This is a genomic window from Achromobacter semiaridum (assembly GCF_053543755.1).
The window spans coordinates 1-24,418 of the sequence record NZ_JBLVOL010000011.1 but is presented as its reverse complement, the minus strand read 5'-3'; the positions used below and the strand labels follow the sequence as shown (position 1 = coordinate 24,418).

Annotated in this window: 21 protein-coding genes and 1 pseudogene; 12 read left to right on the top strand and 10 right to left on the bottom strand. The window is 65.4% G+C overall.

Annotated elements, in window-relative coordinates; all coding sequences use genetic code 11:
- The coding region (locus ACNPP0_RS02955) for a decarboxylase (protein ID WP_448704979.1) at positions 1 to 2,602 on the top strand (2,602 nt) is incomplete at its 5' end.
- Between the two features lie 153 nt (positions 2,603 to 2,755).
- Here ACNPP0_RS02955 and ACNPP0_RS02950 read toward each other — a convergent pair.
- Both ACNPP0_RS02950 and ACNPP0_RS02945 read right to left on the bottom strand, forming a co-directional pair.
- Positions 2,756 to 3,745 carry a tripartite tricarboxylate transporter substrate binding protein gene (locus ACNPP0_RS02950; protein ID WP_448704978.1) on the bottom strand — a complete coding sequence of 330 codons (990 nt, stop codon included), beginning with the start codon at positions 3,743 to 3,745 and terminating at the stop codon, positions 2,756 to 2,758.
- Between the two features lie 39 nt (positions 3,746 to 3,784).
- Positions 3,785 to 5,116, bottom strand: coding sequence for an arylsulfatase (locus ACNPP0_RS02945; RefSeq protein ID WP_448704977.1), 1,332 nt, complete (start codon positions 5,114 to 5,116; stop codon positions 3,785 to 3,787).
- Positions 5,117 to 5,217: 101 nt separating this feature from the next.
- Here ACNPP0_RS02945 and ACNPP0_RS02940 point away from each other — a divergent pair, with 101 nt between their 5' ends.
- Complete coding sequence (locus ACNPP0_RS02940) at positions 5,218 to 6,108, top strand: LysR family transcriptional regulator (protein WP_448704976.1); 891 nt, start codon at positions 5,218 to 5,220, stop codon at positions 6,106 to 6,108.
- Between the two features lie 111 nt (positions 6,109 to 6,219).
- The gene (locus ACNPP0_RS02935) at positions 6,220 to 7,578 is read left to right on the top strand and encodes an MFS transporter (RefSeq protein WP_332608339.1); all 1,359 of its coding nucleotides are present in this window, start codon (positions 6,220 to 6,222) and stop codon (positions 7,576 to 7,578) included.
- On the opposite strand, the gene ACNPP0_RS02930 is transcribed toward ACNPP0_RS02935, so the two are convergent.
- Positions 7,554 to 7,937, bottom strand: a complete 384-nt coding sequence (locus tag ACNPP0_RS02930) for an HVO_A0114 family putative DNA-binding protein (RefSeq protein WP_448704975.1) — start codon at positions 7,935 to 7,937, stop codon at positions 7,554 to 7,556. The two genes, ACNPP0_RS02935 and ACNPP0_RS02930, sit on opposite strands and share 25 nt — an antisense overlap.
- Positions 7,934 to 8,212: a toxin-antitoxin system TumE family protein gene (locus ACNPP0_RS02925; protein ID WP_448704974.1), complete on the bottom strand. Its 279-nt coding sequence runs from the start codon at positions 8,210 to 8,212 to the stop codon at positions 7,934 to 7,936. The genes ACNPP0_RS02930 and ACNPP0_RS02925 overlap by 4 nt, the downstream gene beginning before the upstream one ends.
- 252 nt (positions 8,213 to 8,464) lie before the next feature.
- Here ACNPP0_RS02925 and ACNPP0_RS02920 point away from each other — a divergent pair, with 252 nt between their 5' ends.
- The 6 genes and pseudogenes from ACNPP0_RS02920 (at position 8,465) to ACNPP0_RS02895 (ending at position 14,707) form a co-directional block, all read left to right on the top strand.
- A complete protein-coding gene (locus ACNPP0_RS02920; protein ID WP_332608342.1) occupies positions 8,465 to 9,352 on the top strand; it encodes a hypothetical protein in 888 nt (295 codons plus the stop codon).
- A 124-nt stretch (positions 9,353 to 9,476) separates the two neighbouring features.
- Positions 9,477 to 10,663, top strand: a pseudogene (locus tag ACNPP0_RS02915) (TGL-type protein-glutamine gamma-glutamyltransferase).
- Positions 10,664 to 10,705: 42 nt separating this feature from the next.
- Positions 10,706 to 11,200, top strand: a complete 495-nt coding sequence (locus ACNPP0_RS02910; protein ID WP_332608344.1) for a hypothetical protein — start codon at positions 10,706 to 10,708, stop codon at positions 11,198 to 11,200.
- 147 nt (positions 11,201 to 11,347) lie between these two features.
- The gene (locus tag ACNPP0_RS02905) at positions 11,348 to 12,925 is read left to right on the top strand and encodes a sensor domain-containing diguanylate cyclase (protein WP_332608941.1); all 1,578 of its coding nucleotides are present in this window, start codon (positions 11,348 to 11,350) and stop codon (positions 12,923 to 12,925) included.
- A 19-nt stretch (positions 12,926 to 12,944) separates the two neighbouring features.
- The gene (locus ACNPP0_RS02900; protein ID WP_448704973.1) at positions 12,945 to 13,712 is read left to right on the top strand and encodes a bestrophin-like domain; all 768 of its coding nucleotides are present in this window, start codon (positions 12,945 to 12,947) and stop codon (positions 13,710 to 13,712) included.
- Between the two features lie 56 nt (positions 13,713 to 13,768).
- On the top strand, positions 13,769 to 14,707 hold the full coding sequence (locus ACNPP0_RS02895; RefSeq protein WP_442880247.1) for a hypothetical protein: 939 nt from the start codon (positions 13,769 to 13,771) through the stop codon (positions 14,705 to 14,707).
- A gap of 14 nt (positions 14,708 to 14,721) precedes the next feature.
- On the opposite strand, the gene ACNPP0_RS02890 is transcribed toward ACNPP0_RS02895, so the two are convergent.
- Positions 14,722 to 15,621, bottom strand: coding sequence for a LysR family transcriptional regulator (locus ACNPP0_RS02890; protein WP_332608346.1), 900 nt, complete (start codon positions 15,619 to 15,621; stop codon positions 14,722 to 14,724).
- Positions 15,622 to 15,825: 204 nt separating this feature from the next.
- Here ACNPP0_RS02890 and ACNPP0_RS02885 point away from each other — a divergent pair, with 204 nt between their 5' ends.
- A complete protein-coding gene (locus ACNPP0_RS02885; RefSeq protein ID WP_332608347.1) occupies positions 15,826 to 16,812 on the top strand; it encodes a Bug family tripartite tricarboxylate transporter substrate binding protein in 987 nt (328 codons plus the stop codon).
- Between the two features lie 80 nt (positions 16,813 to 16,892).
- On the opposite strand, the gene ACNPP0_RS02880 is transcribed toward ACNPP0_RS02885, so the two are convergent.
- From ACNPP0_RS02880 to araD, 3 genes are all read right to left on the bottom strand, one after another.
- The gene (locus ACNPP0_RS02880; RefSeq protein WP_332608348.1) at positions 16,893 to 17,882 is read right to left on the bottom strand and encodes a Bug family tripartite tricarboxylate transporter substrate binding protein; all 990 of its coding nucleotides are present in this window, start codon (positions 17,880 to 17,882) and stop codon (positions 16,893 to 16,895) included.
- Between the two features lie 112 nt (positions 17,883 to 17,994).
- On the bottom strand, positions 17,995 to 18,705 hold the full coding sequence (locus tag ACNPP0_RS02875; RefSeq protein WP_175129380.1) for a ribonuclease activity regulator RraA: 711 nt from the start codon (positions 18,703 to 18,705) through the stop codon (positions 17,995 to 17,997).
- Positions 18,706 to 18,810: 105 nt separating this feature from the next.
- The gene (gene araD / locus ACNPP0_RS02870) at positions 18,811 to 20,541 is read right to left on the bottom strand and encodes an L-arabinonate dehydratase (protein WP_448704972.1); all 1,731 of its coding nucleotides are present in this window, start codon (positions 20,539 to 20,541) and stop codon (positions 18,811 to 18,813) included.
- A gap of 120 nt (positions 20,542 to 20,661) precedes the next feature.
- On the opposite strand from araD, the gene ACNPP0_RS02865 reads away from it, so the two are divergent.
- Positions 20,662 to 21,351, top strand: coding sequence for a GntR family transcriptional regulator (locus ACNPP0_RS02865; protein ID WP_448704971.1), 690 nt, complete (start codon positions 20,662 to 20,664; stop codon positions 21,349 to 21,351).
- Between the two features lie 73 nt (positions 21,352 to 21,424).
- Here ACNPP0_RS02865 and ACNPP0_RS02860 read toward each other — a convergent pair whose 3' ends face one another.
- The gene (locus ACNPP0_RS02860; RefSeq protein ID WP_448704970.1) at positions 21,425 to 22,747 is read right to left on the bottom strand and encodes a hypothetical protein; all 1,323 of its coding nucleotides are present in this window, start codon (positions 22,745 to 22,747) and stop codon (positions 21,425 to 21,427) included.
- 144 nt (positions 22,748 to 22,891) lie between these two features.
- On the opposite strand from ACNPP0_RS02860, the gene ACNPP0_RS02855 reads away from it, so the two are divergent.
- The gene (locus ACNPP0_RS02855; protein WP_448704969.1) at positions 22,892 to 23,461 is read left to right on the top strand and encodes a surface-adhesin E family protein; all 570 of its coding nucleotides are present in this window, start codon (positions 22,892 to 22,894) and stop codon (positions 23,459 to 23,461) included.
- 201 nt (positions 23,462 to 23,662) lie between these two features.
- Here ACNPP0_RS02855 and ACNPP0_RS02850 read toward each other — a convergent pair whose 3' ends face one another.
- Entirely contained in the window at positions 23,663 to 24,406 is a 744-nt protein-coding gene (locus ACNPP0_RS02850) for an ABC transporter permease (protein ID WP_332608943.1), read from the bottom strand.
- Positions 24,407 to 24,418 lie beyond the last annotated feature (12 nt).

The following is a 24,418-nucleotide window of genomic DNA, read 5'->3' as shown; positions in this document are numbered from 1 at the left end:
GTTGGCCGCGTTGCGCCCGATGGAGACCTACTTTGCCTATCCCGGCGCGCAGCTGCTGCGCGCGCTGGATGAGCGCCTGGCCGAGGGCGACGCCATGGGCGCGGCGCGCCTGATACTGCGCATGAGCAACGCGATGCTGTCGGGCAGCTACCGCTATGACGCCGCGGAGTGGAACGTAGCCGAAGACGCCTCGTACGACGCCCCCGACCGCCTGCCGGCGGGGCTGGGCGAGAACGGCGGGCGTCAGCCCTATTTCGAAACCCTGTTCGTGACGCCGATGTCAGCGTCGCGAACGGCCGCCATTTGCCAAGAGATTCGCCAGTTCCGTCGACCCGACGATGGCCTGATCTATGAGCCCGTTCTAGTCGGCAGCGTGGAAGACGCCCTGCTTGCCACGATCATGAACGGCAAGATCGAAGCCGTGGTGATCTACGAAGGCGTGCCTTTTGCATCCACCCACGAAGCCCCGCTGCTGCGCGATTTTCTGGCGGCCTACCAGCATCTGGATACGCAGCCGGACGACACGCGGCAAGCGGGCGTCAAGCTGGCACGCTTCATCGCCAACATCCGGCCCGAGCTGGATATCTACCTGCTGACGGATCGCAAGGTCGAACAACTGGCCGGCGACCCGGCCGCCGACTGCATACGCCGGGTGTTCTATGAGGCCGAAGAGCCCATGGAAGTGCACCTGAACATTCTGGAAGGCGTGCGCGACCGCCAGGCCACCCCGCATTTCGACAACCTGAAACGCTATGCGAACCGCCCCATCAGCACCTTCCACGCCCTGCCCATCGCGCGCGGCAAGTCCATCATCAAATCCAACTGGATCCGCGACTTTGGCGAGTTTTACGGGCTGAACCTGTTCCTGGCCGAAACCTCCGCGACCACCGGCGGGTTGGACAGCATGCTTGAGCCCACGGGCAACATCAAGGTGGCGCAGGAGAAGTTCGCGCGCGCCGTGGGCGCCGACCACGTCTACTTCGTGACCAACGGCACGTCGACGTCCAACAAGATGGTTTATCAGGCGGTGACCAAGCCGGGCGACATCGTCATCGTGGACCGCAACTGCCACAAGTCGCACCACTACGGCATGGTGCTGTCCGGCGCGCAACCGCTGTACGTCGAAGCCTTTCCCATGACGGAATATTCGATGTATGGGGCGGTGCCGCTGCGCACCATCAAACAGGCTTTGCTGGACCTGAAGGCCGAGGGGCGGCTGCACAAAGTCGCCATGGTGACGCTGACCAATTGCACGTTCGACGGACATATCTACAACACGCGCCGGGTCATGGCCGAATGCCTGGCCATCAAGCCGGACCTGATCTTTTTGTGGGACGAAGCCTGGTTCGGCTTTGCCCGGTGGTCGCCCTTTCTGCGCCCGCGCACGGCCATGGGCGCGGCGGCCGCCCTGCAACAATGGCGCGACGACCCGGCAGCCACAGCCGCCTGGCAGGCGCAGGTGCGAGAGCTGGGCGACGAGCTGGACCCCAAGGACCCGCGTCTGCTGGAACGCGAACTGGTGCCCAACCCGGAAACCATGCGGATACGCGTGTACGAAACGGACTCGGTACACAAATCGATGTCCAGCCTGCGGCAAGGGTCCATCGTGGCGGTCCGCGACGAAGACTACGAACATCATATTTCCGCCTTTCACGAAGCCGTGTTCATCCATGCATCGACTTCGCCCAATGCACAGATCATTGCGTCGCTGGACGTCGCTCGCCGCCAGATGGAGCTGGAAGGCTATGAACTGGTGATGCGCGCAATCGAGGTCGCGTTGGCCATCCGCCGCGAAGTCGCCAGCCATCCGCTGATTTCCCGTTACTTCAGCGTGCTGGGCGCCGACAAAATGATCCCGGACGGGTTCCGCGCATCCGGCTTTGTCGACTACCTGCAACCCGGAGCCAATTGGCTGACCGCCGTGAAAGCCTTGAAGGATGACGAATTCTGCCTGGACCCGACCCGCCTGACGCTGGTGTGCGGCACGGCGGGGTTCGACGGCACGGCGTTTAAGAATCTGCTGGCGTCCAAATACAACATCCAGTTGAACAAGACCTCGCGCAACAGCGTGCTGCTGCAAAGCAATATCAACAACACCCGCAGCGATGTCGCCGCGCTGATCAAGGTGCTGCTTGAAATTTCAGAGGAGGTCGATGCCCGCCTCGGCGCCGACAACGGGGCCGGCAGGCCGGAGTTCGACGCCCGGGTCAAAGCCCTGATGCATGACGTTCCCAGCCTGCCCAACTTCAGCCGGTTTCATGACGGCTATCGCGACAATCCCGCCAGCAGAACGGCGGAAGGCGACATGCGCACCGCGTTTTTCGCCGCCTACGACGAAGCGGAATGCGAGTACCTGCCCTTGACCAGCCCCGCCCTGGACGAGCGGCTGGCCAACGGCCCGGAGCTGGTGTCCGCGAACTTCGTCATCCCCTATCCGCCGGGGTTTCCCATCATGGTGCCGGGACAGGTCATCGATTCAAGCACCATCGAGTTCATGCGCAAGCTGGATGTGAAGGAAATCCACGGCTATCACGCGGCGCGCGGTATCAAGCTGATCCGCCTGTCGGCCATCAACCCGCGCACGGGCGCAGGCCAGCGTTAAGCGGTGGTAGTGGCAACGTAGCGGACGTGGCGGGGGCAGCGCCAATGACAGTCGCAATGACAGCAGCAATGGCAGCAGCAATGACGGCAGCAATGGCAGCACCAATCGCAACCGGGCGCTTCCCCGCGCCCGCTTGTGGCACGGCGAATGGCCTCAGTTCGCCAGCTTGATCGCACCGCTGTCCAGCAGCTTCTGCCACTTGGCGCTGTCGTTTGCGATGAACTGCTGCAAGTCCGCGCGCGAGCCGCCCGCCGCGATCATGCCCGCGTTCTCGACCGCCGTCTTGAACGCGTCGGACTGCACGGTTTGCTGTAAGGCGGCGTTCAACTGATCCAGCACCGCCTTGTCGATACCGGGCGAGGCGGCCACCGAAAACCACTGACTGGCTTCGTATCCCGCAAAGCCGGATTCCGCCACGGTGGGCACATCGGGCAGGGCATCGAGCCGCGCGCGCGTGGTCACGGCGTAGGCCTTGAGCGTCCCGGCCTTGATTTGCGGCAATACCGGCGACGACCCAAGAATGGCCAGCGGAATCTGCCCGCCCGCCACATCCGACACGGCCTGGCCGCCGCCCTTGTACGGCACATGCACAATGTGCGTGCCCGCGTACTGATTCAGCAATTCGCCCGCCAGATGCTGCGATGTGCCGTTGCCGGAACTGCCGTAGCTCCACTTTTCGGGATGCCGGCGCGCATCGGCCAGCACGTCGGCCAAGCCCGGCAAGGCGCGCTGCGCCGGGCCCACGACCACCATCGGCCCCTGCGCCATCAACATCACCGGCGCCAGTTCCTTGCCGATGGCCGGCTGCGGGGTGGGATAGATCAGCGGGCCGGGCACGGTAATCAGATAGCCGTCGCCGGGTTTGCTTCGGGCCACCATCTGAAGCGCGATCGCGCCGGAAGCGCCGGGCTTGTTCTCGACCACGACCGTAAGGCCCGTGCGCTGCGCCAGGTCTTGCGCGGCCACCCGCGTCAGCACGTCGGCCGTGCCGCCGGGAACGAAGCCCACGATCCAGTTGATCTGTTTGGCCGGCCAGGGCAGCGTGGCTTGGGCGGACGCGGCCCCGGAAAAGGCAGCGGCGCCGGCCAGGCCGGCCGCCGCGATGGCGCGATAAATGATGGCGCAACGATTGACGAACTTCATGACTTCCCCTTGTGCTTGGCGCCGTCTATCGCGGGCCGTTCATTCCCCGTCAGCCCGACCGGGGGTGGTGTTGGGGTGCTGCGCGCAAGACGCGTTGAAGGCTTGCACCATCTTGAGCATCGGCCCGAGCACCCACGTATTGAAAATCAAGATATCGCTTTCTTCCTTGGGGTCTTGCTTCAGGTTGAACAGATACGGGGATTCCAGCTTGCCCTTGCCTTCGTTGACCTCGGGCTCCCAATAAAAGTGCAGCTTCCAGTCGCGCCATTTCACCGCGCGCAATTCGTTCTTGATGTAGAACAGAAAGCCTTGCCGCGCCGAGTCCGGGCGCGCGCCGGTGAAAAAATCGGTCTGGTCGATGCCGTCGATCGGCCGGTCGGTCGGCACCGTGGCCCCACCGATGCGCGACAAGGTCGTGTACAGGTCCGTCACGTGCACGATCTCGTTCGACACTTGGCCCGGCTTGACCTTGCCCGGCCAGCGGATGACGAACGGCACGCGCAGGCTGCCTTCCATGGCGGTGTGATAGGTGCCGCTCCAGGGGCCGGCGGTGCCGCGATAGGGCCGGCGATATTCCGGGCCGTTGTCGCTGCAAAAGATGAAGACGGTGTTGTCTGCCAGGCCAAGCTGGTCGGCTTCGTCCATGATCTGGCCCACGCGATGATCCATTTCCACCATGGAATCGGCGAAGTCGCCCGCGCCGGTGCGGCCCGCGAAGTCCGGGTGCGGCAGCGTGGGAAAGTGCAGGTGCACCAGCGGCAGGTACAGGAAGAATGGGCGGCCATCGCGCGCGTTGTCGCGCATGAACGCCTGCGCGTGCTGCACCAGATCCGCGTCGATGCCACGGCGGCTGTCCAGGTCATACAGCTTCACATTGCTGGACGGCTGCCCGGCGCGGCCTTCCATGATGTAGGGCAGCTCGGCCACGCTGGGATCAAAACCGATGGATGACGTGAACTGGCTTTCGTCGGTGGTGCGTGGGATGCCATACCAGTGGTCGAAGCCGCGATCCGACGGGTAGCGCCCCGGGATATCGCCCAGGTGCCATTTGCCGTAATGGGCGGTGGCATAGCCTTGGCCGGACAGTTGCTGCGCCAGCGTGATCTCGTCGCGGGTCAGCCCTTGCGGCAAGCCCGGCGGCACCGATTGCAGGCAGCCGGTGCGGATCGGGTGCCGGCCGCTCATCAACGCCGACCGCGTTGGCACGCAGTCGCTTTCAACGTTGAAGTTGTGCAGCAGCAGGCCCTGGGTGGCCAGGCGGTCGATGTTGGGTGTGGGCGCGCCACGCAGTGCACCGCCCCCGTAGCAACCCAGCTCGCCCCAACCGAGGTTGTCGGCGACGATCAAAACGATGTTGGGGCGGTTCGGCATACGCGCGGCTCTCTATGTATCGGTCTGGGGTATGTCCGGATTCTAGGGTTGGCCGCTCCGCGTAATATTCCAGAAAGTGTGTTCTGCCATTCCTGACGTTCATGAATCTATCCCTGCGTGATATCGAATATTTCCTGGCTGCCGTCGAGCACGGCCATTTGGAACGCGCGGCGGCGGCGTGCGGCGTCAGCCAGCCTGCGCTGTCCAAGTCGTTGCGGCGGCTGGAAGCCGACACCGGGCTGGCCTTGATGCAGCGACACGGCCGGGGGTTGGCGCTTAGTTCGGAAGGCACGGTTTTCTTGCAGCACGCCAAGCGGCTGTGGGCCGAATACCGCGACGCGGTGCGCCACGCCATGGAACTGCGCGTGGGCGAAGCCGGCTTGCTGCGCGTGGGCGCCACCGGCGCCACGGTGGACAGCGTGGTCATGCCCGTCCTGAAGCGCGTGCTGCCGCGCCGGCCCGCGCTGCGCGTGCAACTGGTGCAAGGTCTGTCGGATGATCTGAACGCGCAAGTGGAAAGCGGCAAGCTGGACTTGGCCGTGACGCCGATCTACGCCGACGGCCCGCCGACCCTGCACCACGAAATCATGTTCGAAGACCCGCTGTGCGTGGCGGCAGGCAGCCGCCATCCCCTGGCCGCGAAGGCCCGCGTCCCGCTGCGCGAACTGGCGGGTCAACGCTGGATCCTGCCGCGCCCGACCTCGGTTGCACGGCAGATGTTGGACGCGCGTTTCGCGGAGGCCGGCCTGGCGTTGACGGCGGCGGCCCTGGAAGTGGAACATTTTTCCGAGGGTTCGCTGAAGATTTTGGCGGACGCCGAGCTGCTGGCCGTCCTGCCGCAAAGCGCACTGGCCGCAAGCGCCGACGTGGTGGCGCTGCCGGTGGCGCTGGGCCCGCCGTTACGGCGCAGCATTGCCCTGATCTCACGGCGCGGCACCACCTGGTCTCCGCTGATGGAAGAATTTCGCCGGGCGGTGCTGGCGGGGGCCTGATGCAGCGGCTGGCAAGCGCATGGCCGGCGATATCGCTACAATCGCCCCGCCCCCCCCTCCTTGCCTTCGGCCGTTGCGCCGCATCGCTTAGCTCCCCGCCTTGAGAATTTCATGTTTCGGCAGTTGTTGGCCCTGGTCCTTGGGCCGCTACTCGGTTTGTTCGTTGTCTGTATCGGCAACGCGTTCATTTCCTCCCTGACCTCCCTGCGCCTGGACGCAGCCGGCGAATCGGCCACCGTCATCGGCCTGGTCTCGTCGTCGTACTTCATCGGCCTGACCTTGGGCGCGATCTTCAACGACCGCCTGATCGTGCGTATCGGCCACATCCGCGCCTACAGCAGCTTTGCCTCGCTGATCGCCGTCACCGTCTTGTTGCAGGGCCTGATCTACGGCCCCACCGCCTGGTTCGTGCTGCGCCTGATCAATGGCTGGGCCTGTGTGGGCGTGTTCCTGGTGGTGGAAAGCTGGTTGCTGCTGGGCGGCGATCCCAAGATGCGCGGCCGCCTGCTGGCGCTGTACATGATTGCGCTGTATGGCTCGGGCATGCTGGGGCAGGTACAACTGGGCGCCATCACGCAGCTGGGCGACATGGCGCCCTTCATGATCGCGGGCCTGCTGGCGTCGTTGTCCGTCATGCCGATGGTGATCATTCCGCGCATCTCACCGTTGGTGGAACGCGTTGAACCGCTGATGCCGCAGCATCTGATCCGCATGACGCCGACGGGCGTGATGGGTTGCTTTGGATCCGGCGTGGCGATCGCCGCCGTGTACACGCTGCTGCCGCTATACCTGCAACGCATCGGCCTGGACGTGGCCGAGGTGGGCAAGATGATGGGCGCGGTAATCCTGGGCGCGATGGTGTTGCAATATCCCGTGGGCCGTTGGTCCGACCTGCGCGACCGCCAGGTGGTGCTGATCGCCCTGGCGGTGTTCTGCACGATTCTGAGCCTGCTGATCCTGCTGCTGCCGGCCGGGTCGCCGCTGCTGATGGTGCTGCTGTTCCTGCTGGGCGGCGGCGTGTTCGCGATCTATCCGGTAGCCGTCAGCCACGCCGCCGACCGCGCGCCCGCCGACGCGCTGGTGCGCATGATCCAGGGCCTGCTGCTGATCAATTCCCTGGGCTCGGCCCTGAGCCCGCTGGCGATCGCACAGGTCATGGACAGGTTTGGCGCCGCCGGCCTGTTCTGGTGCTTCACGGCCCTGAACCTGGGCCTGCTGGCCTTCTTTGTGTGGCGACGCGGCGAGCGTCCCGCCCCCGCCCCCGTCGCCCCCTTCGCCGCCGCCGCGCAGATGTCCCCGGCCGGCGTGGAAATGCGCGTCACCGAAGACCTGGTGCAAGGCGCGCTGGACCACGAAATGACCGAGGACCTGACCAACGTCGTCCCAGGCACCGACGCCGCCGAACCGGTGCTATCCGCCACCCCCGATCCCTACGTTGCCCCGGCTCAAGCCGCGGCGGGGAAGTTCTGAGTCAGGTGCATGTCGATATGGATGTCGGCGAACGGACAGATCACGGAACCGTCGTCGGCTTTTTCCAGCAGACCCAAGTCAACCAGCGCCTTGGTGTCGCCGTGGACACGCCGGACATCGCGCCCTAAACGCCGCGCCAGTTCGCGGATGCCGACCTGTCCCGCGCCCAGCATTTCCCTGACGATATTCCAACGCAACTCCGTAAGTTGGCCGAAAAATGCCGCTGGCGATTCGAAGTTGAGCCGTTCGCCCTGGTAGCCCCCGGCCGCCAGACCCTGCTTGGCACGGCGCCCCGCATCTGCCAGAAACGCCCGCCAATCCTGGTCGATCGTGATGGTTAAAGTCCGGTCCATTGTCATTCCCTCCATTTCTCGACTTCCCCAGAAAAGTCTTCCAGCAACTGCTCGATGGTCGTAACCCGATAGGCATGCTCCAGGTCTCCGACATGCTTGTGATCGCCTTTGCCACGCTCGTTGTCAAAACCGACGACGCGTTTTCCTTCGCGGATATAGGCAAGGCGATACTTGCCGTGTGTCGTGGGCGGGACGGGGTCGGGCACCTTCCAAATAACGATCTGCAAGATCCCAAAGTCTTCATCAATGCTCTTGTCGCTGATGATGAGTTGAGCTTTCATAAGGCATACCGGCCCGTCGTGTTGGCAATTCAGACAACATACCCGCCGTTGGCTACTTTGCCAACAGATGCCCGACCGAGTTGTAACTTATAAGAAATACCTGAAATATCGTGAAGCCTAGGGGTAAACGCGTGCCCTTATACTCGCCAGCGCACGCGGTGGGGCATGGGGGTTTCCGGCTTGCCGCGTGGGTAACCCGTCTGCCCATCCCGCCTTTGCATTCCAAGAACACAAAAGGAAAGCGCGACCTTTATGACACCCTCTTCGAAGGCCAATTTGCCCGTTCGCGGCATCCTGGCAAGCCTGCTTGCCGCCGCCAGCGTGGCCTTGGCGGCGTCGCCCGCCTTGGCCGCGAACGACGCGCCCGCCCCGATATCCGAAGCCGCCGCGGCCAAGGTGGCGCCGCCGGATGTGCCCACGATGCTCTACGCCATCTACGACGTTGACGGCAAGGGTGAGACGACTTACGAAGTGGCCAACGGCAGCGTCGCGACCTATTGGTTCGGGCACGCCTTCGAATCCGAGGGTACGCATTACTACACCGGCTTTGCGTGGGACACGGCGGACCGTTACGGCAAGCCGGGCGAAGACGATGTCGGCCCGGGCACCCGGGTCAACCTGACCGAAGTGACATTCGTACTGACGGACCCCGCCGCTGAACGCCCCTGGAAGTTTCGCGGCATGGAGCCCACCATCGGCGAATTCGGCGCGTACGAGCGCGGTGAAGACGTGGACACGCGCCGCAAGCCGCTGGAATTCCGCACGCCCGCCGGCAGGCTGCTGCTGGCCGTGCCCACCACCAGTTTCGACAATGGCATCACCAGCACCGGCTACGCGCTGCTGGTCTTCAACCCCCAGCGGCTCAAGGAAGACGTGGACGGCCACGTCTGGACCTACGTGGGCAGCTTGCTGACCGGCGAGGACAACAGCGCGGCCTGCGCCGACGGCGACGTCATGCCGTGCACGTCCAGCAAGGGCGAGCTGGTGTTCTCCAACGATGGCAAGCAGGACATGCCCACCGTTACCGTCAGACCCAGCGGCACCACGATTTCGGGCCCGAACAAGACCCGGCAGCTGGGCGCGTCCGACATCACGGCCTATGTCTTCAACCCGGCCACCAAGGCGTACGTCGTCAAGTAAGGGCGCCCCCCTGCGCCCCGGGCAACCCCGCCGCAATACAGCTGCAATACAGCTTTCGTACAGGTGGTATTAAGCCCGCCTGCCTACAATTTCCGCATGGAATTTATTCCGCTTTTCGGGTTGGATGTTCATGCGGTTTTTGCAGCAGGCTTTGGTTTCCCAGCAGCGGGGCGGAATACGCATTGAATCCCCGGATTTTCACCACGCAGGAACAGCGCTGCATGAGCTGACGCAGTTCCTGACGCAAGCGGGCCTGCGCCAGGCAGCGAACTGTGCGGGTTTGACCGGCGCCTGGCCCGGCGCCCACGCCTGGTTGCACCATGCCTTTGCCCGGGCATGCGCCCCGAACGACGACACCACGCAGTTCGCGCGGCAGTTGGGCCTGCGCACCGAGACCCACGACGCCGACCTGGACTGCGAAATCCTGCTGGCCATGCTGGCCAGCCCGGTGGCGTTCACCTTTCCCGATGTGGCCGAATTGCAGTCGGCGGTGCGCATCCGCCGCTACATCGTGCAGGCCGCGCGCAAGACCGCGCTGGCCTTCGATACCGAGCATGCCGAGCGCCCGGACGATTACTGGACCTACGATGAAGCGCGCGGCTTTACCTGCTGCCCGGGCGGTCCTTGATCCAAGGCCTGCAGAAGGCTACGCAGCCGGATGCGTCGGGTCAGCGGTACGCGTTTTCCTGCTATCGCGCGACGGAATACGTGACCGTGCTGGGCATTGCGCAGGAGCTACAGCAGGCCAACCCTGAACTTGGGCGCCGGCTTCAGCGCCAATGGGAAACCCGCGCCGTCATGTCGGGGCGCTTTCATGAGGCGTTCCTGCACGAGTACGGGTCGATGGACGCGCCGCTGCCGCAACGCTTCTATGTTCCCGGCGACCGCCTGTGGTTCCGCAACCCCGACGCGGCCTCGTCCGACGTGGAAGGCTTTGAAGGGTCCTGGGTGTTTTATCTGGGCAACGGGCTGTTCAACAATTTCTGGGAACGCGGCCGCCCCTACACCCTGACCTCCAAGTGCGTGGAGATTTTTCACTGGCGCCACGGCCTGTTCCGTGATGAGGCCGGCACCCCCCGCATGGACGAAGAGATCGTACGCGACCGAGTCCGGCAGACCCTGGCGGACCCCGCCGCCACCGCCGCCGTCATGTCCCGCATGGCGCGCATCCGCGACCCGCAAGGCGTGTATGCCGACGGCGGCTGCATTGATGCAACGCGCGAGCGGGTGCGCTGGGTGCGGCCGGGCCATAGCGACATCGCGCTGCCGGAATGCCCCGGCCCCGACACCTCCTGGGCCATCGCCGCCTGAAGGCCCTGGTCGGATCCAAACGGCGCGTGCAACAATCGCGCGATGAATCTTTTCCTGCTCGGTTTTCCGGCCGTAATGACGGCGGCCATCCTCGTTTATCGGGTCGCGCGCCCGCGTCCGGCCGAGGCGTATCGCGTGCTTGGATTACGCGTGTTGACCGGTGCGGTGCTGTATGCCGCGATCGGGCCGCTGATTGGCTTGGCCGTCGTGCCGCTGGTCGTGAAAATTCCGGACAGCCTGCAAAACCTGGAAGGCGTTCAAGCGGCGTATCTGTTGGGCGGCCTGCCCGCCCTGTGTTGCGGCATGACGGCGGGCGCGCTGAAACGGTCAGCGCCCAGCTGGCCGGTGTTCGCGGCCGTATGCGGCGCCGGCGCGCTGTACGGCTTCGTGTTCATGTTGCAGCTTACCGGCGTGGACCGGCTGCGTTCCATCGGTGATTCCTTGCAGATCGGCGCCCTGCCCGGCCTGGTGGCGGCCGTTGTGGGTTCCGTTCTGTTTTTAGGCGTGCGCCCGAAAAAAGCACCGGCCACAAACTGAAAGCCTGGAAAAACCAAAGAGACTTCGTTATTCTGCATTCGCGGATTTCACTAATCCGCCCGCACCGTCGTTCAGCAGAACGGCGGCGCACCCGAATCCTGCGGCAGCAGACCAGGACTGTCCAACGACATGGCGACACAAAGGAAAGTGAGCTTGCTGGCGGTCCTGATTGCGCTGGCCGTGCTCAGCGTAGCGGTGGGCTTCGCCAACGCGTTGGTCGCCGGTTATCAGGTCCAGAAGGCGCAAGCCGTGCGCAACGCGCTGGAATCGAACCGGGCGTACGCCCAGAAACTTTCCGAAGTCATCACCCTGTACCTTGCCGCCGTCCACCGCCAGCTGGACGTGGGCGCCGACGCGTTTACCGCCGGCGACCTGTCCGGGGCGGCCCGGCAAACCGAACTTGCCCGCCTGGCCTCAAGAATCGAAGGAGTTTCCACCATACTGCTGGCCGACGCGCAGGGCACGGTTACGGCGCGCGGCGCCAACAGCCCCAACGCGCTGGCCGCCATCCATAGCCTGGACGATCTGCGCGTTACGGAACGTCGCATCGGGGAATGGGTCCGGCCCTGCTGCCAGCCCGACGGCGGGCACGCGACGCTGACGCTGGTGAATCCCCTTCCCGATGGTGGCGCGCTTGCGGCCGTGGTGATCCTGGAACGCGGCAGCCAGATCGACAAGCTGATCGGCCAGCATCCATACGACGACGGCACACAGGTGTATCTGGTGAACAGCGCGGGCCAGGCGCTTTACAGCCGCGACGCCAACACGCCGCTTGCCATCGTGCCCGGCAATACGCCCGCCGGCACGCCGACCATGACGGCGCCCGGCTCGGCCCAGGTGACAGACGCGGACGGTCATGTCCTGTTGACCGGCTATGCGCCTCTGGGCAAAGGCAAATGGGCGGTGGTCGTGCAGCGGCCGTTGGACCACGCGCTGTCGCCATTGAAGGCGCTGCTCTACGAATCGTTGCGGCTGGCCATCCCGACCGTGTTGCTGACCCTGATCGCGGTCAGCGCCCTGGCCTACGCCATCGCCCGCCCGCTGACTCGCCTGACCCGCGCGCTGGCCACCCCCGTCGCGGCCGACTCCCCGGGGCTGACGTCCAACGGGCCACGCGCCTGGTACGCCGAGGCGGATGCCTTGCGCACCGCGCTGGCGGACAGGCTGGCGCAGCACCGGCACGAAGTGGGCAGGCTGAATACCGAATCGCTGACGGACCCGATGACGGGTCTGATGAACCGCCGCGCCATGCGGTTGCGGCTGGATGAACGGGTGGCCGCCGGCACCGCTTTCGCGATCATTGCGCTGGACGTCGATCATTTCAAGCAGATCAACGACACCCACGGCCACCCCACTGGCGACCGGGTCCTGATCGCGCTGGCGCGCACCTTGAGCGCCAGCGTGCGCCAGCAAGACCGGCCGTTTCGGGTGGGCGGCGAGGAATTCGTGGTGATCGTTCCGGACGCCACCGAGGCCGTGGCCCTGGCCGCGGCCGAGCGCATCCGCGCCGGCGTTGCGCGCACCGACATGCCGCCCGGCGTGGGCCAGGTGACGGTGTCCGTGGGGCTGGCCTTGTGGCCGCAAGACGCGCCATCGGCCCAAGCCGCCGTTACCTGCGCCGACCAGGCTTTGTACGCGTCCAAACAAAACGGGCGCAACCGCGTTACCCGATGGAATACCCGGCACGTCCAGACAACCAACCCCGAAGGCAAGGTGGCAACGTGAGTATTCATTGATTCTTGCATTGTGTGCAGCCGTATTTTTCTTCCTTCTACTTGGCGCGATCCGCGTCGGCCGCTACCTGGGCCATCGGCACGACATGGACGAGAAAAGCCGTGCCGGGTCGGCGGCGATCGAAGCGTCGGTATTCGCGCTGCTGGGCTTGCTGATCGCCTTCACGTTTTCGGGCGCGGCCCAGCGCATGGCCGATCGCCGCAACCTGCTGGTGCAAGAGGTCAACGCCATCGGCACCGCCTGGCTGCGCATCGACATGCTGAACGCGCCCGACCAGCCGCCGCTGCGCGACCAGTTTCGCCGCTATGTGGACGAGCGCATCAACTACTACCGGCACGTGGCCGACCTGAATCAGCGCGACGCCATCGCGGCCAAGGCGTCCGCCTTGCAGAACGAAATATGGAAGACGTCGATGTCGGCCGCCAGGAACGCGGTGCCGCCGTTCGCGGCGTCGTACATCGGCGCGGTCAACGACATGTTCGACGTGTCCACCGCGCAAACGGTGGCGCAAAAGGTGCATCCGCCCGCGATGACGTATGTGTTCCTGGGGTTCCTGGCACTGGTGTGCGCCTGCCTGATCGGTCTGAACCTGGCCACCGCGCATCGCGACACGCTGCTGCACCAGATCATCTATGCGCTGGTCATGACGGCGGCGCTGTACATCATTGTCGACTTTGAATTTCCGCGCATCGGCGTGATACGCATCGACCAAAGCGACGTTCTGTTGATGGCGCAGCGCCAGGCGATGGGCGGCGAGCCATCCGGAGCGCGCCCGTGATTCGCGCGCCCGTCATTCGCGCGCCCAAGATTCGCGCGCCGCGCTTGCGTGCCGGCGTGTCGGCCTGCGTCGTTGCGGCGGCCAGCTGCGGGGCCGCGCCGGACGCTGCCGCGCAAACACTGCGCCTGAGCCAGGACGACCTGCAAAAACGCGCCAACGGGGTGCTGGCCCTGATGTCGTTTTCCATCGTGCCCGACATCACCACCAGTTCGCTGTCCATTGGCAGCAAAGGCGGCTCGACGTCCGGGTCCACCGAATTCTTCATGACGCAGCTGGGTGGCGGCGACACTATTTCCGATTCCGTGCCGATCTATCTGGAAGGCGTGCTGGCCGGCAGCCGCTACGACCCCACCTTTGTGGCCACCCAGGGCACCGAAACGCGCAATATCCCCACCAAATGGAACAGCCTGTCGGCCACCGGCGGCATCGGTTGGGACTTCAAGCTGACCGATGAGCTGAAGCTGCGGCCCATCTTCAACATCGCGCTGGGCAACGTCACCAGCGACCTGCGCGCGGCAAGCTGGTACGTGGGCCGCCAGACGGACAAGGACGTCACCTTCCTGGATCGCGGATCGCTGAACGCCTACGGCCTGGGCGGGTCCTTGATGCTGGACTACGAGCATTACCGGCCGGGCTACGAAGTGGACGTGGAGTTGCGCTATTCGGACATCCGCCTGAAGAGCTTTGCCAGTTCGGCCGCCGTCCAAGGCAACGCCATCGCGCAATCCGCCAACCTGTGGGCGCGCTACCGGGCGCCCACGGGCCTCACCATGCTGCAACGCCCGCTGCGCTATGTGCTGGAGCTGACGCACTCGGAATTCCTGGGCGACCAGCGCGGGGTGCTGGGGTTTGACCGGCTGACGTCGGTGGGCGCCGGGCTGGAGCTGGACTCCAGCGCGTACGACGTCATCATCACCCGCACCCGTCTGGTAGGCCGTTATGTGTTCGGCACCAACGTGTCGGGGTTCTCGGTCGGGCTGGCGGTCAGCTTCTGACGCGCGCAAGGCGGCTACGCAGCCGCCACGCTATCCAGGGCCAACGACTGCGCCAATTCAAGCGCATGCGCCAGGAACTCCGACCCGTCGTCCTTGCGATAGCTGGCGATCACGGGCGACACAAAGCCATCGCCCTCGATGCGCACGTGCACCACGTCCTGACGCTGCAAACGCTGAACCGACGCCGGCACCACGGACACGCCCAGGCCCGCCGCCACCAGGCCGATCGCCGTCTGCAATTCGTTGGCCTCTTGCACGACTTGCAGCGCGTGGCCGCCCGCGCGAAACAGGCCCAGCACGTGATCGGCGAAGTTGGGGCGTGGGCGCGCGGGGTACAGCACGAAGGGCTCTTGCGCCAGGCGGTCAACGGATACGCTGGTCAGGCCGGCCAGCGGGTGATGCAAGGGCACAGCGGCCATCAGCGGTTCGGTCATCAGCACCCGTCGTTCGATGGCCGGGTCGTCCAGCAGGATGCGGCCGATGCCCAGGTCGATCCGCCCCGCCTTCAGCGCTTCGATCTGCGGCAGGCTGGTCATCTCGGTCAGGCCCACTTCCACTTGGGGGTCGGCGCTGCGCAACTGGCGGATCAGTTCCGGCACAAAGCCATACAGCGTCGACGGCACAAACCCGATGCCGAACCAGCGGCGCTGGGTCTGGCCCAGGCGGCGCGTGCCTTCCAGCACTTCTTCCAGGCGCGCCGTCAACAGCCGTGACTGTTCCAGCAAGAACCGGCCGGCTTCGGTCAAGCGCAGCGCGCGCGTGGTGCGTTCGAACAGGACCACGCCCAGCTCGTCTTCAAACTGGCGGATCTGCCGACTAAGGGGCGGTTGGGCGATATGCAATCGCGCGGCGGCGCGCGTGAAGCTGCCCTCTTCGGCCACGGCCTGGAAATAACGCAAGTGCCTGAGCTGCATGGGACACCTAGACTGGAAAGGTATGAATGGAAACCCATATAGTCTTGGACGCCAAGGAAAAGCACAAGCCATACTGCGCAAATTGCTGACCCTTCGGCTGGAAAAGTATGAATCCAGCACACGGGGCATTGCCCCACACGAAACCAAAGCCGCGCCACCGGACAAGAGCGCGTCCTGAATAAACCAAGCATCACGGAGACAACCATGCGCCTGCGCCATGTGATCAAACCCTTAGCCCGCGCCGTCGTGGCCCTGTCGCTGATGGGCGGCGCGTCCGCCGCGCTGGCTGACAGCTACCCCGACCATCCCATCAAGTGGGTGGTGCCGTTCCCGCCCGGCGGCGCCATGGACAGCATCGCGCGCACGCTGGGCGAATCGATGAGCAAGCAGCTCAATACCTCGGTGATCGTGGAAAACCGCGCGGGCGCGGGCGGCAACATCGGTGCGGCCGGCGTGGCGCGCGCCAAGCCGGACGGTTACACGATCCTGATCGTGGCCAACGGCATGGCGGTCAACCCCGCGCTGTACGCGGACCTGAACTACGACCCCATCAAGGACTTTGCGCCGATCTCGTTGCTGGCGGTCGTGCCCAACGTGTTGGTGACCAACCCGGCGCGCACGGGCGCGACCAGCGTGCAGGACGTCATCACGAAAGCCCGCGCGCAGCCCAACCACTACACCTACGCCTCGGCGGGGGTCGGCACATCGATTCATCTGGCGGGGGAACTGTTCGTGTCGATGACCGGCGTGGACATGCTGCACGTGCCGTACAAGGGCAGCGGCCCCGCCGTTGCCGACTTGCTGGGCGGCCAGGTGGACTATATGTTCGACAGCATCACGTCGGCCAAGCCGCACATTGCCAGCGGCAAGCTGCGCGCGCTGGGCGTCACGACCGCCAAGCGCTCGGCCGCCCTGCCCGATGTGCCCACGCTGCAAGAGGCGGGCGTGGCGGGCTATGAACTGATGCCGTGGTTTGCGGCTTTTGCGCCGGCCGGCACCACGCCCGAGGTGGTGGCGAAATTGAACGAAGCCATGCGCCACGCGCTGGCTGAACCGAAGGTGAAGGCGACCCTGGATTCCATCGGCGCGGAGTCGATCGGCAGCACCCCGGACGCGTTGCGCGACCACCTGGCCAAGGAAACGGCGCAGTGGAAGACGTTGGTGAAGGAACGCAATATCAAGATCAACTGAACGGGGCCGCGTCCCGCCCAAAACAAAACGCCCACGCCGCTTGTCGCGTCCGTGGGCGTTTTGCCATCCGAGCAAATGGCTTATTCCACCGTCGCTCCGGATTTTTTCACCACTTCCGCCCAGCGCGGAATCTCGGTGGCCATCAAGGCGCGCAGCTGGTCAGGCGTGCTGCCGACCAGTTCCATGCCCATGGTCTTGCCCAGCTTTTCCTGCACGTCGGGCTCTTTCAGGATGATGGCAATCTCGGCCGCCAGCTTGTCCAGGATCGGCTTGGGCGTACCCTTGGGCGCGTAGACCGCCTGCCAGGACGCCATCTGGAAGCCCGGCACGCCGGCTTCCTGCATGGTTGGCACGTTGGGCGCCAGCGAAATGCGGTCCTTGGTGGTGACGGCCAGCAGCTTGAGCTTGCCCGTTTGCAAGAGCGGCAGCGCGGCGGTCATCTGGTCGAACATGAAGGTCACGGCGCCCGACGACACATCGACCATGGCCGGCGGCGTGCCCTTGTACGGCACGTGCGTCAGCGGCACGCCGATCATGCTGGAAAACAGTTCGCCCGCCAGGTGGGTGGACGTGCCCGCGCCGGACGAGGCGAACGTGCGCTTGGCGGGATCGCGCTTGAGCAGCGCGATCAAATCGGCCACCGAATTCACGCCCAGGTTCGGGTCCACCAGCAACACGTTGGGCAGGTACGCGATCAGCGAAACGGGTTCGAAATCCTTGACCGGGTCGTACTTCAAGTTCTTGTACAGGCTGGCGTTGATGGCGTGCGTGCTGATGGTGCCGCCGAACAAGGTGTAGCCGTCGGGCGCCGCCTTGGCCACATATGTGGCGCCGATGCCGCCGGCCGCGCCGGGTTTGTTTTCGACGATCACGTTCTGGTGCAGGCGGTCGCCCAGCTTCTGGGCCAGCACGCGGCCGACCACGTCGGTGGACCCGCCCACGGTGAAGGGCACCACATAGGAAATCGGCTTTTGCGCGGGCCAGTCGGCGGCGCTTGCCGGTGCGGCCAGCGTGCCCAGGACGGCGCCCGCCAGCAGCGCGGCCAACGCACTGCGTCGTTGCATGTTCATGGTTTGTCTCCTGCCTTGACTTATTGCTTATAGGTATGGGGTCGCCGGCCGCGTGGCCGGCGGCAAGGCTCGGTGGCCTTGACTTGATGGTTCGGCTTGTCGGCCTGTCGCGTTACCGACCCTGCTCTTTGCGCCACGCGGCGAATTTGTCTTTCGTGCCCGGGTCGGTGGGCGGGTACAGGCCCAGGATGGACGCGCCCTGTTGCACCTGGCTGGTTACGAAGTCTTCGAACGCGGTCATTTCCACGGCTTCAATCGAGATTTCATCGGCCAGATGCGCGGGGATCACCACCACGCCCTCGCGGTCGCCCACGACGATATCGCCCGGCCACACAGCCACGTCGCCACAACCGATGGGCGCGTTGATGTCCAGCGCCTGGTGCAAGGTCAGGTTGGTGGGTGCCGAGGGGCGCTGGTGATACGCGGCAAAGCCCAGCTCGGCGATCTCCGGTGAATCCCGAAAGCCGCCGTCGGTCACCACGCCGGCCACGCCGCGCTTCATCAGCCGCGTCACCAGGATGGAGCCGGCGGACGCGGCGCGCGCGTCCTTGCGGCTGTCCATGACCAGCACCGCGCCTTCCGGGCAGGTCTCAACGGCCACGCGCTGCGGGTGCGAGCGGTCTTCGAACACCTTGATGGTGTTCAGGTCTTCACGGGCCGGGATGTAGCGCAGCGTGAACGCCGGGCCGACCATGTTGGGCAGGTTGGCGTTCAGCGGACGCACATCCTGGATGAACTGGTTGCGCAGGCCGCGCTTGAACAGCGCCGTGCACAAGGTGGCCGTGCTGATGCCGGACAGGCGGGCACGGGTTTCGGGATTCATTTGGGACACGATGGCTCCGGGTCAAAATGCGGACAACAAAAAACGAAGACGAAAAGGCGTGGCGGAACAAGGCACTACGCGGCGGGCAAAGGCCCGCCGTTGCGCTTAGAAGATTTCGGGTTCGGGCACGGGTGCGCCGAACTCGGTTTCCAGGAAATCAAAATCGCAGCCGTCGTTGGCTTGCAGGATGTGCTTGGAATACATCCAGCCGTAGCCGCGTTCATAGCGCTTGGGCGGCGGCGTCCAGGCGGCGCGGCGCGCGGCCAATTCTTCGTCGCTGATGTTCAGGTGGATGCTGCGCGCCGGCACGTCGACGGTGATCAGGTCACCCGTCTTGACGAACGCCAGCGGGCCGCCCACGTAGGACTCGGGCGCCGCGTGCAGGATGCAGGCGCCGTAGCTCGTGCCGCTCATGCGAGCGTCCGACAGGCGCAGCATGTCGCGCACGCCCTGCTTGACCAGCTTGGTCGGGATCGGCAGCATGCCCCATTCCGGCATGCCCGGGCCGCCTTGCGGGCCGGCGTTGCGCAGGATCATGATGTGTTCGGGCGTGACGTCCAGGTTCTCGTCATCGACCGCCGCCTTCATGCTGGGGTAGTCGTCGAACACCAGCGCGGGGCCGGTGTGCTGCAAGAACTGCGGGGCGCAGGCGCTGGGCTTGATGACGCAGCCGTCCGGCGCGATGTTGCCGCGCAAGACCGCCAGCGCGCCTTCGTCGTAGATAGCGGTGTCCAGCTTGCGGATCACGTCGTCGTTGTAGACCTCGGCGCCCGCGATGTTCTCGCCCAGCGTCTTGCCCGTGACCGTCATGGCCGACAGGTCCAGGTGCCCTTCCAGGCGCGTCATCAACGCGGGCAGGCCGCCGGCGTAATAAAAGTCTTCCATCAGGTAGGTGTCGCCGCTGGGCCGGATGTTGGCGATGACGGGCACCTTGCGGCTGGCGGCGTCAAAGTCTTCCAGCCCGCCGGCGTGGCCCGCGCGCCGCGACATGGCCACCAGGTGGATGATGGCGTTGGTCGAGCAGCCCATGGCCATGGCCACGTTGATGGCGTTCTTGAACGAGGCCATGTTCAGGATGCGCTGCGGGGTCAGGTCGTCCCACACCATCTCGACCACGCGGCGGCCGCATTCGGACGACATGCGCATGTGGTTGACGTCGGCCGCCGGAATCGACGAGGCGCCGGGCAGCGTCATGCCGATGGCTTCCGCAATGGCCGTCATGGTGCTGGCCGTGCCCATCGTCATGCAGGTGCCGTAGCTGCGCGCGATGCCGCCTTCCACCTCGGTCCATTGTTCTTGCGTGATCTTACCGGCGCGGCGTTCGTCCCAGAGCTTCCAGGCGTCCGAGCCCGAGCCCAGGATCTTGCCCTTCCAGTTGCCGCGCAGCATGGGGCCGGCGGGCACGTACACACACGGCAGGCCGGCGCTAATGGCGCCCATCAACAGGCCCGGGGTGGTCTTGTCGCAGCCGCCCATCAGCACCGCGCCATCGACCGGGTGGCTGCGCAGCAGCTCTTCGGTTTCCATGGCCAGGAAGTTGCGATACAGCATGGTGGTGGGTTTGACGAACGATTCCGACACCGAAATCGCCGGCAGCTCGACCGGAAAGCCGCCCGCCTGGAACACGCCGCGCTTGACGTCTTCGACGCGCTGCTTGAAGTGGCTGTGACAGGGGTTCAGGTCCGACCAGGTGTTGATGATGGCAATGATGGGCCGGCCGACCCAGTCATCGGGGCCGTAGCCCATCTGCATCATGCGTGAACGGTGGCCGAACGAACGCAGGTCGTCCTTGGCCATCCAGGCGGCGCTGCGCAGACTTTCGTAGGTACGTTTCATGGGCGAATAAAAGAAAGGCGTGGTGGGGATGGGGCCATTTAAACACTAATACATTAGTGCGTCAGCTAGGTGGAAACCCGCTACACTGCGGGCTTTACCCCGTACCCCGCCAGATCCGCGATGCAAACCCCCAAGCTAAGACTGGACCGTTCGCGCCACGCGGCGCCCCAGGTCTTCGAACATCTACGCGAACAGATCGTGTCGCTGGAACTCGCCCCCGGCGCGCCCCTGTCCCGCGTGACGCTGGCGGAAACGTATGGCCTGAGCCAGACGCCGATTCGAGACGCGCTGATGCGGCTGGCCGAAGAAGCGCTGGTGGAAATCTATCCGCAGCACACCACGGTGGTCAGCCGCATCGATATTCCGGCTGCCCGCCAGGCGCATTTTCTACGCCAGTCGCTGGAGCTTGAAATCGTGTACTTGCTGGCGCAGCGGCCCGACCCCATCCTGCACCAGCGCCTGCAAGCCAGCATCGACTTGCAGCACGCCAGCCACGCCAGCGGGCAATACCAGCAATTCATCAACGCCGATCAGGCGTTTCACCGCGACATGCATACGGCCGCGGGCGTGCACAGCCTGTGGGAACTGGAACAGCGCTACAGCGGGCACCTGGACCGTCTGCGCCGCCTGCACCTGCCCGAGGCGGGCAAGGCGGAACGCATCATGGACGACCATCAACGCCTGCTGGACGCCATCGTGGCGCAGGACCCGGCCGGCGCGCAGCGCGTGCTGCGCGAACATCTGTCCGGCACGCTGAGTCAGGTGGCCGAGATATGCAAGCGGTATCCGGAATACGTGCTGGAGCAATAACGACACGGGGGCAAGGCGGTAGCGCAGCGGCGCCGGTGCCGCGGCCCGATTGCCAACGCGGCGGGGCCGGCGCCTAGTCCAGCGGATACCGCCGGATCACCGTCTTGCCGTCGCGCTCGGCCAGTGACAACAGGCCGTCGCCGGACAAGTCCAGCCCGATCAGACCGGTTTCCACGTCCTGCGGCATTTGAAACGGGCGCCAGGTCTTGCCTTGGTCGCGCGTGTAGAAATACGTCTTGGTGTATTCGTTGAACGACAGCAAATGGTCGGCGTAGGTCTTGATAACCCAGGCGTTGGGGCCGAACCAGGCGTCGCCGATCCAGCTTGGCGTGCCTTGCACGCTGGGCGATTCTGCCCGGCGCCGCCATGACCGGTCGGCTTTGTCCAGTTCATAAATGGCGTCGCCCTGGGTTTCAAACACGGCCTGGTCGCGCGTGTAGAGGTCGTCCGGGGCTGGCGCGGGCACGGGCGGTACGCCCTGCGTCACGCGAAAGCCGGGCGGTGCGCCGTCCTGGAATTCCACTTCAAAGCGCCGCGTTTCCAGCACTTCATTGCTGTCGGACGCGTTCAGGCTGACCCGCGTGCGCCAACTCCAGCCAACGGCGTGCTTATCGTCCAGCGGATAAAGGGACCAGTCATAAGCCAGTTGGTCGTCCGCGCGCGGGTTGCCGGGGCGTTCGGCCGCTTCGCGAAAGGCGCGATCAAACGCGCTGGCGTCGGGCCAGACCTGTTCGTCCAGCCGCGTGGCTGCCCAATGGCGGGCGCCGTCTTCGCTGACCAGCAGGCGCTGCCCGGACTCGTGGCGTTCCAGCGCGATGACGCGCTGGCTGGTCAGGAATACGGTGTACTGCCGGCTGCCGCCCAGAATGATGTCGGGTGCGTATGTCCAGCTCTTGCCCAGATCATCTGAACGCAGCGTGTCCCAACCGGCCGGGGGGTCGCCCCGCCCGGTCAAAGCCGGCGCGGCGGTGACCAGATACAGCGTGCCGCCACCCGGCGCCCCGATCACGCTGACGCCGGTATCCCCGCGAACCGACCCCAGCAGTTCGAACACGCCGGTGCCCTGCCCGCCATAGATCAGGTTACGCGTGTCGGCCAACTGCCACGGCGGCGGCTGGCGCGCGTCGTAGCCGGGCAGTTGCGCGTCCAGCAGCGGCGCGCGTTCCAGGCTGGCAAGGTCTTTGGCGCCGACCAGGCGCTGGCCAATCAATAGTTGGCGTTCACCGAACCGTTGCAGCGACACGCGCGAGGACGCGGCTAGCGGCAAGCCGTTCAGCTCGCCGATGACTTCGCTGCGGGTCAGCGGCTGGCCCATCGGCACCAGCTGGTAGATGCCATAGCCCAGGACCGCCGCGACGGCGATCGCGGCGCCGCCGGCAAGCAGTCTAAGGTTCATGGCGACAACACATACTGGGGATGAAGACCAACCATTTGGTCAGGGGTATTTAGAGAATGGGCGAAACTATAGCGCGTTGCGCAACGTTCTCTATACTGGCGTGACATACTCTTACGCCGCACCGGCCATACACGGAACCCGCACATGATTGCAAGGCTTGCCCCGTTTACCCTCGCGCTGCTTGTTTTCGGGGCAGCGGCCTGGGGGCAGCCCGCACAGGCCCTCGCGCCCGATGTCTGCGCGGCGGTGACGGTACGCGAAGGCGATCCCATCCCCGCCGACGCCTGCGCCGTCAACATCGTGCCGCGCGACCTGGGCGTATCCGGCATGACCTTTGGCGGCGACCCGGTCTGGACGCCGCTGGATCCGCAAGCCATGCCCGGTGTGTTCTACGACAGCGCATCCATCGCGCCCATGTCCGACCGGCCGGTGGTGATGGCGGTGACCGTGGCGTGGTTCTACGCGCAGCCGCGCGTGTCGGAGACCAACGGCCAGCCGTACGCGTCGGTCTCGCAACCCATCATCTTGAATTGCGGCGCCAACACCTACACCGTGACGCAGACCCAGCATTACGCCGGCAACAACGCCACCGGCGCGCTGGTGGAATCGATACCCGTGGCGGGCATCCACAATGCACCGGTCGCGCGCGACCCGGTGCAACGCAAGCTGCGCGGCGTGGTCTGCCCGACGCCGGGCAAGAACGCGCGCAAGTGACGGGCGGCGAGCGCCGAACTTGCCGCGCAGCGGCATCACGCACTTCGCTCTGCTCGCGCCCTATCTGCGCCCTATCTGCGCCCTACCTGCGCCCGGCTTGCGCCCTACCTGCGCCCGGCTTGCGCCCTACCTGCGCTCGGCTTGCGCCCTTCCTGCGCCTGCTTGCGCCCTTCCTGCGCCCTGCTTGCGCCCTAGCCGGCCCTAGCCGCGCCAGTAGCGATACAAGCCGCGCGCCGCCGCGTCCAGCAGAAAACCCAGCACGCCTATCATCAGCACCATCGCCATCAGCTCGGAATAGGCCAGCCGGTCACGCGTGTCCAGGATGAAATACCCCATCCCCGCCGACACGCCCAGCATCTCGCACGGCACCAGCACGATCCACAAAATGCCGATGGCCAGGCGCACGCCCGTCAGGATGTGGCCCAGCACGCCCGGCAGGATCACGCTGCGCAAGGTCTCCCAACGCGTGGCCGCCACGCTTTGCGCCAGCTGTAACCAGCGCGGGTCCAACTGCTGCACGCCGGCCGCCGTGTTCAGCACGATGGGCCAGACGGCAGCGAAGGTCAGCAGGAAATACACCGGATCGTCGCCCACGCCGAACACCATCACGGCAATCGGCATCCACGACAAGGGCGAGATCATCCGCAAGAACTGCATGGCGGGCGACACCGTGGCTTCCAGGCGGCGCCAACTGCCGATTGCCAGGCCCAGCGGCACGCCGATGGCCAGCGCAAACCCCAGGCCCACGCCGATGCGCCGCAGGCTGACCAGGATGTGCATCGGCAGGTCGGACGCCGTCAGCAATTCGGCCAGGCTGATGAACGTGGCGCCGGGCGAAAAACGCCGTGCCATGCCGCCGGCCGGCGACAGCACGTCCGTGCCCAACCACCACAGCGCCAGCAGCGCCGCCAGGCCCCCCAGGCCCAGCGCGCATCGCGCGCCCAGGCCTAGGGCCGT